At 36.4% G+C, this 15,446-nt stretch carries 19 protein-coding genes and 1 riboswitch; of the genes, 17 read left to right on the forward strand and 2 right to left on the reverse strand.

Annotated features, from left to right (window positions below; translation table 11 throughout):
* Positions 1-8 precede the first annotated feature (8 nt).
* The 4 genes from ACFPYN_RS10670 to ACFPYN_RS10685 all read left to right on the forward strand — a co-directional run bounded on the left by ACFPYN_RS10670 (position 9) and on the right by ACFPYN_RS10685 (position 4,339).
* The gene (locus tag ACFPYN_RS10670; protein ID WP_377734078.1) at positions 9-581 is read left to right on the forward strand and encodes a 5-formyltetrahydrofolate cyclo-ligase; all 573 of its coding nucleotides are present in this window, start codon (positions 9-11) and stop codon (positions 579-581) included.
* Positions 582-585: 4 nt separating this feature from the next.
* The gene (locus ACFPYN_RS10675; protein ID WP_377734081.1) at positions 586-792 is read left to right on the forward strand and encodes a YqgQ family protein; all 207 of its coding nucleotides are present in this window, start codon (positions 586-588) and stop codon (positions 790-792) included.
* A gap of 421 nt (positions 793-1,213) precedes the next feature.
* Positions 1,214-3,115: an LTA synthase family protein gene (locus ACFPYN_RS10680; RefSeq protein ID WP_377734082.1), complete on the forward strand. Its 1,902-nt coding sequence runs from the start codon at positions 1,214-1,216 to the stop codon at positions 3,113-3,115.
* Between the two features lie 117 nt (positions 3,116-3,232).
* Positions 3,233-4,339, forward strand: a complete 1,107-nt coding sequence (locus ACFPYN_RS10685) for a YqgU-like beta propeller domain-containing protein (RefSeq protein ID WP_377734083.1) — start codon at positions 3,233-3,235, stop codon at positions 4,337-4,339.
* Between the two features lie 45 nt (positions 4,340-4,384).
* Here the strand turns inward: ACFPYN_RS10685 and ACFPYN_RS10690 are convergent, their stop codons facing one another.
* Positions 4,385-4,564 carry a DUF2759 domain-containing protein gene (locus ACFPYN_RS10690; RefSeq protein ID WP_377734084.1) on the reverse strand — a complete coding sequence of 60 codons (180 nt, stop codon included), beginning with the start codon at positions 4,562-4,564 and terminating at the stop codon, positions 4,385-4,387.
* Positions 4,565-4,727: 163 nt separating this feature from the next.
* On the opposite strand from ACFPYN_RS10690, the gene ACFPYN_RS10695 reads away from it, so the two are divergent.
* Positions 4,728-5,366 carry an MBL fold metallo-hydrolase gene (locus ACFPYN_RS10695; RefSeq protein WP_377734085.1) on the forward strand — a complete coding sequence of 213 codons (639 nt, stop codon included), beginning with the start codon at positions 4,728-4,730 and terminating at the stop codon, positions 5,364-5,366.
* Positions 5,367-5,582: 216 nt separating this feature from the next.
* Here the strand turns inward: ACFPYN_RS10695 and ACFPYN_RS10700 are convergent, their stop codons facing one another.
* Positions 5,583-5,825, reverse strand: coding sequence for a DUF2626 domain-containing protein (locus tag ACFPYN_RS10700; protein ID WP_108586250.1), 243 nt, complete (start codon positions 5,823-5,825; stop codon positions 5,583-5,585).
* 281 nt (positions 5,826-6,106) lie between these two features.
* Here ACFPYN_RS10700 and ACFPYN_RS10705 point away from each other — a divergent pair, with 281 nt between their 5' ends.
* The 12 genes from ACFPYN_RS10705 to gcvPB all read left to right on the forward strand — a co-directional run bounded on the left by ACFPYN_RS10705 (position 6,107) and on the right by gcvPB (position 15,344).
* Positions 6,107-6,484 carry a Spx/MgsR family RNA polymerase-binding regulatory protein gene (locus ACFPYN_RS10705; protein ID WP_377734086.1) on the forward strand — a complete coding sequence of 126 codons (378 nt, stop codon included), beginning with the start codon at positions 6,107-6,109 and terminating at the stop codon, positions 6,482-6,484.
* Positions 6,485-6,627: 143 nt separating this feature from the next.
* On the forward strand, positions 6,628-7,671 hold the full coding sequence (gene comGA, locus ACFPYN_RS10710) for a competence type IV pilus ATPase ComGA (RefSeq protein WP_377734087.1): 1,044 nt from the start codon (positions 6,628-6,630) through the stop codon (positions 7,669-7,671).
* Positions 7,640-8,704 (forward strand): competence type IV pilus assembly protein ComGB, encoded by a 1,065-nt coding sequence (gene comGB, locus ACFPYN_RS10715; RefSeq protein ID WP_377734088.1) that lies wholly within the window; start codon positions 7,640-7,642, stop codon positions 8,702-8,704. Before comGA ends, comGB begins: the two co-directional genes overlap by 32 nt.
* 34 nt (positions 8,705-8,738) lie before the next feature.
* The gene (gene comGC / locus ACFPYN_RS10720) at positions 8,739-9,074 is read left to right on the forward strand and encodes a competence type IV pilus major pilin ComGC (protein ID WP_377734089.1); all 336 of its coding nucleotides are present in this window, start codon (positions 8,739-8,741) and stop codon (positions 9,072-9,074) included.
* Positions 9,064-9,498, forward strand: a complete 435-nt coding sequence (locus tag ACFPYN_RS10725) for a prepilin-type N-terminal cleavage/methylation domain-containing protein (protein WP_377734090.1) — start codon at positions 9,064-9,066, stop codon at positions 9,496-9,498. The genes comGC and ACFPYN_RS10725 overlap by 11 nt, the downstream gene beginning before the upstream one ends.
* A complete protein-coding gene (locus ACFPYN_RS10730; RefSeq protein WP_377734091.1) occupies positions 9,491-9,790 on the forward strand; it encodes a hypothetical protein in 300 nt (99 codons plus the stop codon). The genes ACFPYN_RS10725 and ACFPYN_RS10730 overlap by 8 nt, the downstream gene beginning before the upstream one ends.
* Positions 9,775-10,215, forward strand: a complete 441-nt coding sequence (gene comGF / locus ACFPYN_RS10735) for a competence type IV pilus minor pilin ComGF (protein ID WP_377734092.1) — start codon at positions 9,775-9,777, stop codon at positions 10,213-10,215. Before ACFPYN_RS10730 ends, comGF begins: the two co-directional genes overlap by 16 nt.
* On the forward strand, positions 10,190-10,375 hold the full coding sequence (locus tag ACFPYN_RS10740; RefSeq protein WP_377734093.1) for a hypothetical protein: 186 nt from the start codon (positions 10,190-10,192) through the stop codon (positions 10,373-10,375). Before comGF ends, ACFPYN_RS10740 begins: the two co-directional genes overlap by 26 nt.
* Before the next feature lie 45 nt (positions 10,376-10,420).
* Positions 10,421-10,939, forward strand: a complete 519-nt coding sequence (locus tag ACFPYN_RS10745) for a shikimate kinase (protein WP_377734094.1) — start codon at positions 10,421-10,423, stop codon at positions 10,937-10,939.
* Positions 10,940-11,084: 145 nt separating this feature from the next.
* A riboswitch (glycine riboswitch) is annotated at positions 11,085-11,177 on the forward strand.
* Between the two features lie 239 nt (positions 11,178-11,416).
* Positions 11,417-12,520 carry a glycine cleavage system aminomethyltransferase GcvT gene (gene gcvT / locus ACFPYN_RS10750; RefSeq protein ID WP_377734095.1) on the forward strand — a complete coding sequence of 368 codons (1,104 nt, stop codon included), beginning with the start codon at positions 11,417-11,419 and terminating at the stop codon, positions 12,518-12,520.
* A 24-nt stretch (positions 12,521-12,544) separates the two neighbouring features.
* Positions 12,545-13,891 carry an aminomethyl-transferring glycine dehydrogenase subunit GcvPA gene (gene gcvPA / locus ACFPYN_RS10755; RefSeq protein ID WP_377734096.1) on the forward strand — a complete coding sequence of 449 codons (1,347 nt, stop codon included), beginning with the start codon at positions 12,545-12,547 and terminating at the stop codon, positions 13,889-13,891.
* Positions 13,854-15,344: an aminomethyl-transferring glycine dehydrogenase subunit GcvPB gene (gcvPB, locus tag ACFPYN_RS10760; RefSeq protein WP_377734097.1), complete on the forward strand. Its 1,491-nt coding sequence runs from the start codon at positions 13,854-13,856 to the stop codon at positions 15,342-15,344. Before gcvPA ends, gcvPB begins: the two co-directional genes overlap by 38 nt.
* Positions 15,345-15,446 lie beyond the last annotated feature (102 nt).

Below are 15,446 nucleotides of genomic sequence, written 5' to 3' on the forward strand. Positions count from 1 at the left end.
GAATTGCAATGGAAAAGTCCACCTTAAGAAAAAGTGTCCTACATAAATTAAATAATGTTGAATCAGCAGTGCATAATGAACAATCTCATCATATACATAAGAAAGTATTAGTTGAAGAGAAAGTTAAGAATGCGCAAGTAATTGGCATCACCTTATCTTCCTTTCCGGAAGTGGATACATGGAATTTAATTCAAGAACTTTGGAAGTTGGGTAAACAAGTAGTCGTTCCAAAGTGCGAACCTGCTTCACGAGGCATGACTTTTTATCAAATTGAGTCTTTTGATCAACTTGAAGTCGTATATATGAAACTTAAAGAACCTATTCCAACTATAACAAAAAAAATGGAAGCAACTCAAATTGACTTGTTGATTGTGCCTGGTGTAGTCTTTAATAAGCAAGGATACCGAATTGGTTTTGGTGGAGGGTATTATGACCGTTTTTTAAGTGGTTATAAAGGAGCTACATTCGCTTTAGCATTTAATTGTCAAATCGTTGATGATTTGCCGATTGAGCGGTTTGATTTACCTGTACAATACATCATTACCGAAACGCAGCGAATTCAATGTTCGAAAGTAGAGTGAAAAAATGAAGTCAATATATGATATTATGCAATTGTTAAAAAATTATGGAACATACATTTATACAACAGAACGACAAGCAGATATCTTGTTAATGGAGGGCGAGATCCGTGAGCTTTATAAATCAGAAATGATGGATACACAGGATTATCAAATGGCTATTCTCTTGCTAAGACAAGAATTGTCTCGTTTAGTAGAAAATAATATAAAGTGAAATAACGATTTATCAATTCAATCTGAGCCACAAGAAGGTGGTCCAGGTTGTTTTTTTATGGAGGTTTTACTAAGTAAATGATGTCCTTATGAATATTTTTGGATTTAAATGAAACTTTTATAGTTTTCATACGTCTTATATAGGGTACTTATTAAGTGATACATCAATTCAATTATACTCTGATATTATGAAGCTAAAGTTGCGAAAATGTTAAAAAAGGATTAAGATGTATTAATGTTTCTTTCTTTCGCCGAATATAATGTGGATTCTCCCCATAAGGTATTTACTATTGCTTTATCGAGTGGAATAGTATCATTCAGACAGAAAGCAATCGTTTGACTCTGTGTGAAAACAGAGGTTGTACGATTAATTTTTGCGGAGAAAAATTTGGAGTTTGAAAGTGATGAGGAGGATGTTAGGAATGAAGAACAAAAATTACCCTAAACATTCGATTTTGGCAATAGCCATTTTGCTAACTTGGATTAAAACATATGTGGTATACCATACAAGTTTTGATATGAAAATTGAAAATGTTATGCAACAACTGATTTTATTTATGAACCCATTAAGCTTTTTACTTGCTGCATATGGTATTTCATTATTCTTTAAATCCGTTAAGGTTAGAAATCGATATTTAATTATTATGAGTTCAATATTAGCTGTCATTTTATACGCAAACGTTGCTTTTTATCGCTTCTTTAGCGATTTCATTACATTACCTGTGTTGTTTCAAACGAGCAACTTTGGTGATTTAGGTGCTTCTGCAGCAGAAAGTATCTACTGGACAGACGTTTTTTACTTGACAGATGTAGTTTTATTAATAGTGGCAATGAAATTGTTACCAACCACTAAGGAATCGGCAATTGTTAAACCGGCTATTCGAAGAGCGTATTTTGTAATTGCTGCAGCTATTATGTTTTTAAATTTAGGACTTGCTGAAACAGAACGCCCACAGCTTCTTACACGAAGCTTTGATCGTGAATTATTAGTGAAAAACATTGGAACATATAATTATCACATTTATGATATTTATATTCAATCTAAATCACATGCACAACGCGCTTTAGCGGACGGCAGTGAACTAGTCGAAGTAAATAACTATGTACGTTCGAACCAAGCAGAACCAAATTATGAAGTGTTTGGAACTGCAGAAGGTAAAAATGTAATAGTCGTTTCATTAGAGTCACTTCAAACGTTTGTCGTGAACGAGGAAATGAACGGCGAAGTGGTTACACCATTCTTAAATGAATTAACTAAAGATAATGATACGTATTATTTCCCGAATTTCTACCATCAAACAGGTTTAGGTAAAACATCTGACTCTGAGTTTATCGTTGAAAATGGCTTATATCCATTAGGTGGAGGAGCAGTATTCTTCACAAATAGCGGAAACACATATAATTCAATGACTGAAAAGTTAAATGGAAAAGGTTATTTTACAAATGTTATGCACTCTAACAACAAGAGCTTCTGGAACCGTGACATTATGTACAATGCTTTAGATGTTGATAAATTCTATGACGTAGATAGTTATGAAGTTGCAGATGGCGATGCAGTTAACTGGGGATTGAAAGATATTCCGTTCTTTAAACAATCAGTTGAACACATGACAGAAATGCAAAAACCATTCTATTCTCGTTTAATTACTTTAACAAATCACTATCCATTCCATTTGGATGAAGAAGATCAGTTAATTCCTGAGTATGATTCAAACTCTGGTACATTGAATCGTTACTTCCAAACAGCTCGTTATATGGATGAGTCAGTGAAAGTTTTGTTTGAAGAATTAAAAGCAAAAGGTTTGTATGAAGACTCAATTATTGTGATGTATGGTGATCATTATGGTATTTCTGAAAATCATAATGAAGCAATGGCACAATATTTAGAGAAAGAAATTACTCCTTTTGAAAGTGCACAATTACAACGAGTACCAATGTTTATTCATATTCCTGGTTCAGATCAAGGTAAAGTAGTGGAAGAAGTATCTGGTCAAATTGATATTCGACCAACTTTACTACATTTACTTGGTGTTGAAACAAGTAAAGATATGCAACTAGGTGCCGATGTTTTCTCTAAAGATCATGAAGAGTTTGTCGTATTCCGTGATGGACGTTTTGTTACTGACAAAGTGGTCTATGCAGGTAATGTTTGTTACGACAAAGAAACTGGAGAAGAAACTGAAGCTGAAGCATGTGCTCCTTATATTGAACGTGCAGCTGAAGAACTAGAATACTCAGATACAATTATCAATGGAGATTTACTTCGTTTTTATGATGAAAAAACAGGGAATCTTTTAATTGATGAAGCCGCTGAGACGAAATAATTAGTATGAAAGCTATCGCTTAAAAGTGTAAATACACTTTTAGGCGATTTTTTTTATTTTTTTGAAACACATTGTTGAATTAAACGTACTACTAAGTAGAGAAGAAGGGGGATTCGGATGACACGTTGTTTCATATATATAATGTTGCTACTCATGATCGTTTCAGGTTGTCAGCCGACGACTCCCCCAGAATTAGTAAAACCACCTAAAGATACGAAGATAGAACAAGAGAAACCGGTAATCAAGGAAGAGGTTAGTCGCTTAAGTATTCCTAGGGAAAACTTTGACCGAGTGGTAGGTTGGGTAACAAATGAAGAAATTCTTTACGTAACACGTCAACAGTCACAATCATCACTACGTCTATATCACAATGAAACAGGTGAAATAAAAGAAATTACTAAAATCGTAGAACCAATAATTGAAGTTAGAATTCATCCTGACCTCACTAAACTAGCTGTTATTACTTCGAGTAATTCGTTAAGTGCTACCATACATATATTCTCTATAGCAGGAGAAAAAATTGATGAGGTAACAATTGAATCATCGGAAATGTACTGGGATTGGGATTCATCTCATAATGACCAGTTGTTTTTCAGTGCTTTTTACGAAGACTGGACGTTTGATTCATTTGTTTACTTGGGTAAAACAAAAGAATTAAATCGCATTGAGGCGACAGATCCATTTGGGAAATGGGGATACGATTCAACTATTCAAATGATTAATTGGCCAGAAAATGATTCCTTAAGTGGGGGTTCGTTACGTGAACTAAACAGTAAAACCATGTCTTTTCAAGATTCTACAGACTCAACGATTATATATGTGGAATCGTTTAGAGAGGTGAATTTGACTGTTCGGATTTCTGAAGATCAGCAACTATTCTTGTATACCGTGACTAATATTAAAGAAGGAAAAAGTGCGACGTATGAAATGCCAGTTATTAGTAATTATTCACAGTGGTTTGTTCCAGAAATAGATTGGCTTGATGATGGGACCATCGTGACATTTGTAGCGAAAGAATCTGGACTAATGGATGCAATCTCAAAAGATTTTACACTCGTCCAACTAACTCATGAAACAACTAGTAAAACGTCAATTTGGGAAGGTCCTTACGGGCAGTTTGCATGTACACCTTCTGGACAAATTTGTTTAATTGGTGTGGAATTAAAGGGAATATTAAAGGTAGGGAGTAATGTAGTGAAACCGTGGATTGAAATAATAGAATAAATAAAAAAGCTAACTATCCAATTGGATCGTTAGCTTTTTTAGATACTAGTGTAAACTTGGTGGATAGCCTTGATTCAAGATCGTCATAACTGTGAAGAATCCGAAAATGGCAAAAGTGCCAAGATTAAAGAGTAAACTCAGAAGATTTTTCTCTTTAAATGCTTGATAAGTACCAAATGCACCCAAAATTGCTACAAGGCCAAAAATAACCATTAATAAGTTCATGAAAGACACTCCTTTTGATATCATGAATGTGATATCGAATACAAGTTTTCTACCTTATTATAAATTTATATTAGAGGTTTGTCGAGGATTAAAAAGTGTCGGATGTATGAACGAGCATGTACGCCGAATGACTTTCTGCTACAATTGATTGGAGGTGAAGCACATGTTGAATATTCGTACGTATCCATTAGGTACATTTCAAACAAATTGTTATGTGATATCAAATAAAGAAAAGCAATGTTTAATTATTGATCCAGGTGAACAAGGAGAAATATTGGGTAAAGAAATCCTTAAACTCAAATTAAAACCTTTAGCCATTTTGTTAACACATGCCCATTTTGACCATATTGGCGCAGTAGATATTATTAGAGATTTGTTTAAAATTCCTGTATATATCCATAAAGCAGAGAAAAACTGGCTAGCAGATTCAACAAAGAATGGTTCAGCTCGCTATAGGGAGTTTCCTTTAGTTGAAGGTAAAGCAGCAGACGTACTGATAGAACAAGAAGGACAGTTAGAAATCGGCCCATTTTCATGTACAATGTTCCATACACCTGGACATTCGCCAGGAAGTATTACGTACTGGTTTGAGGAAGATGGGTTTGCGGTCGTAGGCGATACTCTGTTTAAAGGAAGTATTGGCAGAACAGATTTACCTTATGGTAACCATAAAGAGTTAATTCAATCCATTCACAACAAGCTTCTAACATTGCCAGAGCAAACGATTTGCTATCCTGGTCACGGAGAACCGACAACTCCAGAAGTAGAAATGGATCAAAATCCATTCTTGAATGGTTTATAAGAATAAGCATTGATGTTTATCGTTCTTTAAGAATTGGTTGGATAAAAAAGGGCAGATTTATCTCTTGATCATCATACATTTGCGCTGGCGGCACGTTCCGTATGAGCCAACAAGTATGAAAACCACATACTTCAACTACATTCTTTAACATAGTAAAGCATAGAAAAAGACAGTCAATATAATTGACTGTCTTTTTTTTCTTTTCATAATGTGTTATTAATGTCCTGCGCCAGGTACTTGAATAAATGTCGTATAGTAAGTGAAGCCAGCAAAAAACACCGTTAAGTACGCTCCAAAGATGTAGATATACATACGCTCTGAGAGGTTTAAGAAACCTAAAAGAATAAATAAACCTGTGTTTGCAAGAAATAATAATGATGCCGAATACATATCACCTAAATAAAACATAACTGCGAAAATCCCTGTCCAGAAACCCATCACTTTATACATATTGTTCATGAGTAGTCCCCTCCTTTTACAACTATACAATAATCTCTTCCTCATTATAGATGATTCAGTTCCTAGATGTAAACTCTAGAATGTCTTTAGAATGTGACAGAACCGTGGAAATTGTTCAATCTAGTCAAAAAAATGAGTGAAAAATGTATTGTCAGTTAAGTTTAACCCGAAAACAGCTGTAATAGTGCAGTAAAAAAAGATTTTGTATAATAGATGACAAACGTTATACAAATGTTGTACAATGTGTATAACAAAACAAAACAGATATTGGAGGAGTTAAAATGGCTGAATTAAAGTTTTATACCTATCCTTCTTGTACCTCTTGTCGCAAAACGAAAAAATGGTTAGTGGAAAATCAAATCTTATTTGAAGAAAGACATCTATTTCGTCAAACGCCAACAGTAGAAGAACTTACCTTTTTATTATCATTAACAACTGAAGGTTTGGATGAAATCTTAGCTACACGAAGTCAATCATTTAAAGAATTAAATCTTGAGATAGACGACTTACCATTATCGAAGGTAGTCGAATTAATTGTTGAGAATCCTAAATTATTAAGACGACCAATATTAACCGATGGAAAACAGTTAGTTGTGGGGTACCAGCCGGAACATTTGGGCACCTTTTGCCGCAAAAGAAAATTATTCCCTGCAGTTTAGGGTACAAAATTGAAATTTCCTGCCGAAAATGGTGGGAAATTTTAATTTTGAGGAAAAATATTCACAAATACATAATCAACGTTTATAGTAATCGTTACAGGTTAAGAGCGGTCCTGACCTGTGCAGGGTGAATGGTACAATTCATGAACGAATTATTGAATATCATTGAACAAAAAAGTGAAGAGTTAATAAATCGAGCGGTGCTAGCTCGGGCTTCAGATATTCATTTAATTCCATCAACAGGTCTATACACAATATACTTTCGACTACACACAAAACTTGTCCCCGCAGGTAAGCTTCACCTGGACATCGGGGATCGCATGATTTCATACTTCAAATTTCTATCCTCTCTCGATATCAGTGAAAAACGAAAACCTCAAAGCGGTTCATTTCAACAAACCTTCAATTCTCAAACATGTTCATTTAGAGTCTCCACATTACCGTCTGTTCAAAATAAAGAAAGTCTAGTGATTAGAGTTCAGCTGCATGATGATTCAAAACCATTGCACGAACTTTCACTCAATAAAGAGACTGCCCATGTTTTACATGATTTAATGATGGCTCGACAGGGTTTGTTATGCATAACTGGTCCAACTGGATGTGGCAAAACGACCACGATGTATTCGCTAACAAGCTACAGTTCACATCAACTCCACCGGCATGTCATTTCATTAGAAGATCCAGTTGAGAATAGTCAATCTCATTTGCTTCAAATTCAAGTGAACGAGCGCTCTGGAATATCGTATGCATCGGGTATAAAAGCCATTTTGCGCCATTCTCCGGACGTCATAATGATTGGTGAGATTCGTGATAGTGAAACTGCTCAAGCTGCAGTACAAGCCTCGTTAACAGGTCATTTAGTCATTACAACTGTACATGCTAAGAATCCTGTAGGGTGTTTATATCGATTAATGGATTTAGGCATTCCGATTGATGATTTAAAACAAGCCATTCTTGGTATAACGAGTCAGCAACTAGTCATTACTTCCTTTGATCGAGAAGATGATCGCCTCAGTCCGAATCGTTCATCTTTGTATGAAATTTTATACGGCCAGACACTTGAACAAGCATTCGAAGCCATTAAAACAGGGAGTACTTTTAATATGCCATTAGAGTTCACACTTTATGATCAATTTGAAAGAGGGGTTGAGAGAGGTGTTATTCAAGTATCTCCAACCACATATTGATAGTAAGAATCGTCAAATCCCAAAGAAAAAACAAGCACAGTTTTTGCATCGACTTTCATCCTTATTGCAAGAAGGCTACACCTTTTATGCTTCACTTACTATGCTGCTACCTCATCACGTCAGGAGCAGTGAAGACGCGCAGGATATCTTGTCTGCCCAATTGAAAAACGGCGATGGCGTTACGTCTGTATTAATGAATTTAGGAATACCGAGAAATTATTTGCTGTCTATTCAAATGGCTGAAGCACACGGCAAATTGCATCAAGCTTTACTTGTTCTTCATTCACATGTCGCTATGGTGGAACGAGCTAAAGCAAGTTTGAAAAAAGTCGTCATGTATCCTTTATTTCTATTTGCTATGTTAGCTGGGTTGTTTGTAGCTTTTAGAACATACTTTTTGCCTAATATGAAGTTGCTGGCTTCATCAAGACAAGGAAATACATCGTCTGAAGCGATGAAATTAACCAGTTCATTACTCCATTTACCTGATGTTTTGTTAAGTATATGTCTGTTAGTCATTTTCATTGCTTTTACGTATCGATGGAATATTCGACGACATTCATTTGAGCAGCAAGTCTTCAAGCTGCAGAAGATTCCACTACTTTCAAAATGGATGAAAATGTTTTGGACGAAAAGTTTTTCACGAGAATTAGGAACTTTATTAGCAAGTGGATTATCTTTACAACTTGCACTGAACGTACTCAGACAGCAAAACTTTCAACCCTATTTACAAGTGATATCTGAGAATATTTACTCATCCGTTTTAGTGGGTGAATCTTTAAAACAGGCAGTAGAGTTAGCGGATTGTTTTATCGATGATTTTCCTACCTATATTTCACATGGTGAGATCAGCGGCCACTTAGCCAAGGAGTTATTAATTTATAGTGATTTGTTAAATGAGCAAACAGAAATATCCCTGACTAAGTGGTTGTCGTTTGTTCAACCTGTGTTATTTGGTGTCTTAGCGATATGTATTCTGGCTGCTTATCTATCCATTTTATTACCAGTGTATGGAATGATTGATTTTATTTAAATGAGCTTCTACAAATGTAAAGGAGGAAGATGAAATGAAAAAAATGACATGTCAAAAAGGATTCACCTTAATAGAAATGATGGTAGTGCTGCTGATTATCTCGGTGTTAATATTGATTGCTATTCCGAATGTTACGAAGCATTCAGCGACGATTGATGAAAAAGGGTGCCAAGCCTATATCAAGATGGTTCAGGGACAAGTTGAAGCATATCGAATTGATAAAAAGGCTATGCCAGTCGACGTTGCCGACTTAGTGGCAAACGACTATTTAAATGAAGGGGAAACGACATGTCCAAACGGAAAAATAATTGAAATCAATTCAGGGGTTGTATCAGAAGTGGTAGTGATAGAAACGGTTGATGGGCCTTAATAATAAGGGGTATTCGTTAATTGAATTGCTTCTCGTATTGACAATTGTCATGATAATTAGCTCAAGCGCTATCTATTTTAATAATCGCTACGTTGAAAAACAAACATTCGAGCTATTTTATAATCAATTGAAACTCGACGTTAGACATGTTCAAATGCTTGCCATAACTGAAGAGAGATATATGAAATTGGTTTTTTTTGAAACAGGAGGTAGTCGCTATATTGGAAGGAAGTCAGTATTCGATGCTATTTTTGAAAGGCCATTGCCTCCAGGATATCATTGGTCTTCAAGTAGTACATTAAAAGAGATTGCCTTTCAACCGAACGGCACGGTTGAAAAATTTGGAACTTTTATTTTTATTACACCTGATGGGTTAAAAACAGTTCGTGTTTTTATCGGGAAGGGACGTATGGTACTTGAATAATAATCAAGGATTTTCTTTCGTGGAAGCGATCCTGACTGTCAGTATTTTATTTATCGTTTTCGGAACCTTGCTGCCTTTATCAAATCAAATGATGTTTCAATTAGCAGAAAAAAGAGTTGCCTTACATGTAGCCATTACTAAAAATCAAGCTGCTACAGCCTTGCAAAATGGAACGAATACCGGTGTCGTTACAATTGATGAAATGGATTATTATTGGAGTTGGAGTCCTCCAGTGCTTTGTGTGAGCTATGTGTTTTTTGAAGCGAGTCATGAATCATGCGACACTTATTAACCGCTAGAGGATATACCTTTGTGGATGCGATTCTTCAACTTTCGGTGCTGTTGCTATTTGCTCAATTGATTTTGTTTTATTCTGTGTGGTTTAAACAAGTTGAAAAACATTTCTTTTATGCGGAACCTATCGACTGGGAAATGTTTTCGCTCGACATAGAAAGTCAGGTATCATCAGTGACCACAATGGAAGGGCAATTAAATGGTACAGGAATTCGTTTTGTAAAGAACGGAGAAGAGTTCGATATTGAATGCTTCTCATCACTCATTCGTAAACAAAAAAACCGTTTAGGGCATGAACCGATGTTGACTGGAGTAAATTCTTGCAAACTACAAGTCATAGGAGATCAAGTAATGATCCAAGTGGTATTTATTAATGGGCGAAAAGAGGAACGTACATATGAAGTATTTGTTTCCTCGCAATGAATCTGGTTTCCTGCTACCGGTAGCTATTGTCTTGATGTTCGTTGTCTCTGGCGTACTTTTATACTTTGTTACTTCTTATGCATCTCAGATGAATATATATGAGATGTTGGAAAGTCATTATATATCTGCTACTATTAAAAAAATGGAAAGTCAGCGATAGTAGTGGTTTTGTTTTGATTTGTAGTGAAGTAAGTGGGGTAAGGGTATGAAAAAAATTTACTTAATTGGATTCATGGGTTCAGGAAAAAGCGCAATCGGTAGGCGTTTAAGTTTCTTGCTTAAAATTCCTTATTATGACATGGATCAAGAAATTGTAAAAAAGATGGGCATGAGCATCCCAGAAATCTTTGAAAGATACGGCGAGCCGTTCTTTCGCCAACAAGAACATGAATTTCTTAAAACGTTTCGAGATGAGTGGTGTATTATTTCAACGGGCGGCGGTGTAGCTGTGAATCCTAGTAATAGTAAACTAATGCGTCAAACCGGTTTAGTGCTATTTTTAGATGCTACGTTTCCTGATATTTGGAAGAGAATTCATCGAGATGTCAATAGACCCATTGTGCAATCTTCAACACGGGAACAGTTAGATGCACTATATACAAGGAGGAAAAGATTTTACAAAGCAACATCTCATATTACAATAAGAACGGAAGGCCGTACATTAAGACAAATAACTGAATATGCTGCATTTCAAGTTAATCGCTTAAAGTCGAACGATTTTTAGTAATTAAAGGTAATCGTTCGCATCTCGGCTAAAAACACAAAATAGTTTGCGCTTACTTGCATTCAATGTTAGGATATACACAAAGCGATACTTGCTTTCGTACATTGATTTCTTTATAAGCCAAAACAATTTATGTTTTGGGCGGATGAGCATACGGGGAGAGAACGCGCCAGTCGCGTCGCCGAAGGAGCAAGTAGTAACTACGAATCTCTCAGGTAAAAAGAACTCGTATAGGACGCATCTCTGGAGAACGCTATTATTTTTTATAGCTACCAAAGAGGAAAGCCGATTTTAGGTAAACTTTCAGGTACCAGGACAGAGAATTCTCATTAATTGGGAATTCTCTGTCCTTTTTTTGTAGAGCAATCTGCTCTTTCATCATTCGCTTGTTTCAAGTAAGGGAACGAGTCTTATTTAATCGCTCTAACAACCTAAAAGCAAATCTTTTACCTGTTATGAAAAGAGGAGGAAATTAAATTGTCGGAAAATTTAAAACGCACACCTTTATTTGATTCGTATAAAGCATACGGAGGAAAAACCATCGATTTCGGTGGATGGGCATTACCAGTTCAATTTTCAAGTATTAAAGAAGAACATGAAGCTGTTCGAACTAAGGCGGGTTTGTTTGATGTATCTCATATGGGTGAAATCATCGTTCGTGGTGAAGATAGTCTAGAGTACCTTCAAAAATTATTAACAAACGATGTGTCTAAGTTACAAAATGGACAAGCTCAATATAGTGCTATGTGTTACGAAGATGGCGGTACAGTCGACGATTTACTGGTTTATAAAATTAATCAAGGTGATTATTTATTAGTTGTAAATGCATCCAATATCGAAAAAGACTTTGAATGGATGATCAAGTTTATGATTGGCGATACCACTGTACATAATGTTTCAGATTCTTACGGTCAACTTGCATTACAAGGTCCTCTTGCAGAAAAAGTCCTGCAACGAATGACAAAAGATGATCTAAGCGAAATAGGATTCTTTAAATTTAAAACGGATGTGAAAATTGGAGCCCACGATGCTTTGGTTTCAAGAACGGGATATACAGGTGAAGATGGTTTTGAAATTTATACAACTCCGGAATCTATCATTGCATTATGGGACTTGATTCTCGAAGAAGGTAAAGAAGACGGTGTTGTTGCTTGTGGACTTGGTGCAAGAGATACACTACGTTTTGAAGCTTGTTTGGCGCTCTATGGTCAAGAACTTTCAAAAGACATCTCTCCACTTGAAGCCGGTATCGGTTTTGCAGTTAAATTGAAAAAAGAAGATGACTTTATTGGTCAAAAAGCTCTTGTTCAACAAAAAGAAGCGGGTATTCCTCGTAAATTAGTCGGTTTAGAAATGATTGATAAGGGCATTCCTAGACATGGTTACAAGATTTATAAAGAAGACCAACTAATAGGCGAAGTAACTACAGGTACACAGTCTCCGACGCTTAAGAAAAACATTGGACTTGGCTTAATTGATAGTAAGTTTATTGAACTTGGTACAGAAGTTGAAGTAGAGATTCGTGGCAAACGATTGAAAGCTATAACTGTAGCAACACCTTTTTATAAACGCCAAAAATAATTGTTGGAAAGAGGTCATGACCCAATGAAACATCGTTATTTACCAATGACAGAACAAGATAAAAAGGAAATGTTAGAAACCATTGGTGTTTCTTCTATAGATGAACTGTTTTCTGATATACCTGAGAAAGTGCGCTTTCAAGGACAATATAATATTAAGCCAGCTAAATCAGAGTCATCTTTATTAAAAGAGTTGTCTCAAATGGCTGCGAAAAATGCTGATAGTAAAGCCTATGCTTCATTCTTAGGCGCTGGTGTCTATGATCACTACAAGCCAATTATCGTAGATCATGTCATTTCTCGTTCGGAGTTTTATACAGCCTACACGCCTTACCAGCCAGAAATTTCTCAAGGTGAATTGCAAGCGATCTTTGAATTCCAAACAATGATTTGTGAATTAACAGGAATGGATTTAGCGAACTCTTCTATGTATGACGGTGGTACTGCATTAGCTGAAGCGGGAACGCTTGCTGCTGGCCATACTAAGCGTAAAAAACTTCTTATATCTGGAGCAGTTAACCCTGAATCTCAAGATGTCGTACGTATGTATGCATTAGGTCAATCGATTGAAGTAGTTCAAGTACCTACTAAAGATGGCATAACGGATATTGAAGCTCTTAACAATATGATTGATGAAGACACAGCTGCTGTATTAGTTCAGTACCCAAACTTCTATGGTCAAGTTGAAGATATTCGCAAAATGGAAGGTATGACACATGAAGCAAAAGCTTTATTAGTTGTTTCTTCAAACCCACTTGCACTTGGTATCTTAACTTCACCAGGTAAACTAGGGGCGGATATTGTAGTTGGAGATGCTCAACCCTTCGGAATTCCAGAATCATTTGGAGGTCCACATTGTGGATACTTCGCAGTAACTAAAAAATTAATGCGTAAAGTTCCTGGTCGTCTAGTAGGTGAAACTACTGATGAAGTAGGACGTCGTGGCTATGTATTAACACTACAAGCGCGTGAGCAACATATTCGTCGTGATAAAGCAACATCCAACATATGTTCAAACCAAGCGTTAAACGCACTTGCTGCTTCTGTAGCTATGACAGCTCTTGGTAAAAAAGGTGTGCAAGAAATCGCTACACAAAATATTTTAAAAACTAACTATGCTAAAAAAACGTTTGAAGAAGCAGGATTTGACGTTGTCTACCAAGGTGCACATTTCAATGAAATCGTTGTAAATGTTAAGGGTTCTGTATCAACTTTAAACAAAGAATTGTTTAAAGTAGGAATAATCGGTGGATTTGACTTGGGTAGAGTCGATGACAAGTTAGAAGGACATGCGTTAATCGCAGTTACGGAACAACGAACTAAAGAAGAAATCGATGCGCTTGTGCAAGAAATGGGGTCTTTCCGTGCATAAAGATAATCAACCACTAATTTTTGAAATAACAAAAGCAGGCCGTATTGGCTATAGTTTGCCAGAACTTGATATTCCAGAAGTAGATTTATCATCTTTATTACCTGAAGGGTTGCTTCGTGAAGAACCTGCAGAACTTCCTGAAGTTTCTGAATTAGATATTATGCGTCATTATACGGCGTTATCAAAACGTAACCATGGTGTCGATTCAGGATTCTATCCACTTGGATCATGTACCATGAAATACAATCCAAAAATCAATGAATCCGTTGCACGTTTCCCTGGATTTGCAGACATTCATCCTCTTCAAGATGAAGATACAGTTCAAGGTGCATTGGAATTAATGTACGATTTACAAGAACATTTGATTGAAATTACAGGTATGGACGACTTAACATTACAACCAGCTGCTGGAGCACACGGTGAATGGACTGCACTTATGATGATTCGCGCATTCCATTTAGCAAATGGTGACACACAACGAACTAAAGTTATTGTCCCTGACTCTGCTCACGGTACAAACCCTGCATCTGCAACAGTTGCTGGATTCGATACGATTACCGTTAAGTCTGATGAAAATGGATTAGTCGATTTAGAAGATTTAAAACGTGTGGTTGGTGACGATACAGCAGCCTTGATGTTGACAAACCCAAATACTCTTGGATTATTTGAAGAAAATATTTTAGAAATGGCTGCGATCATCCATGGTGTTGGCGGTAAGTTGTATTATGATGGCGCTAACTTAAACGCAGTTATGTCTAAAGCACGTCCAGGAGATATGGGCTTTGACTGTGTTCACTTAAACTTGCATAAAACGTTTACGGGTCCACACGGTGGCGGTGGTCCAGGTTCGGGTCCAGTAGGCGTGAAGAAAGACTTGATTCCATTCTTACCAAAACCTGTTTTAGTGAAAACAGAAGAAGGATATCACTTCGATTACAACCGTCCACAATCAATCGGACGAGTTAAGCCTTTCTATGGGAACTTTGGGATTAACGTACGTGCCTATACGTATATTCGTTCAATGGGTCCAGACGGTTTGAAAGCCATCACAGAATATGCAGTACTGAATGCAAATTATATGATGCGTCGTTTACAACCGCACTTTGACTTGCCTTATGATCGTCATTGTAAGCATGAGTTTGTTTTAAGTGGTCGTCGTCAAAAGAAACTAGGTGTTCGTACACTTGATATGGCGAAACGCCTGCTTGATTTTGGTTACCATCCACCTACAATTTACTTCCCATTAAATGTGGAAGAAGCGATGATGATTGAACCAACTGAAACGGAATCAAAAGAAACGCTAGATGCATTTATCGATGCGATGATTCAAATCGCTAGAGAAGTTGAAGAGAATCCAGAAATCGTTCAGCAAGCACCTCATACAACCGTCATTAAACGATTAGATGAGACGAAAGCTGCTCGTAACCCAGTTTTACGTTATATAAAAGCATAGTCAAAAGGGAGCTGTCCTTTAAGTCATGAAATATGACTAAGGGCAGTTCCTTTTTTTATTTAGTAGAGATTGATTTCTGGTCCGGCGATTTTCCATGTTTCG

Source organism: Paenisporosarcina macmurdoensis (assembly GCF_042658845.1).
GTDB classification, from domain to species: domain Bacteria; phylum Bacillota; class Bacilli; order Bacillales_A; family Planococcaceae; genus Paenisporosarcina; species Paenisporosarcina macmurdoensis.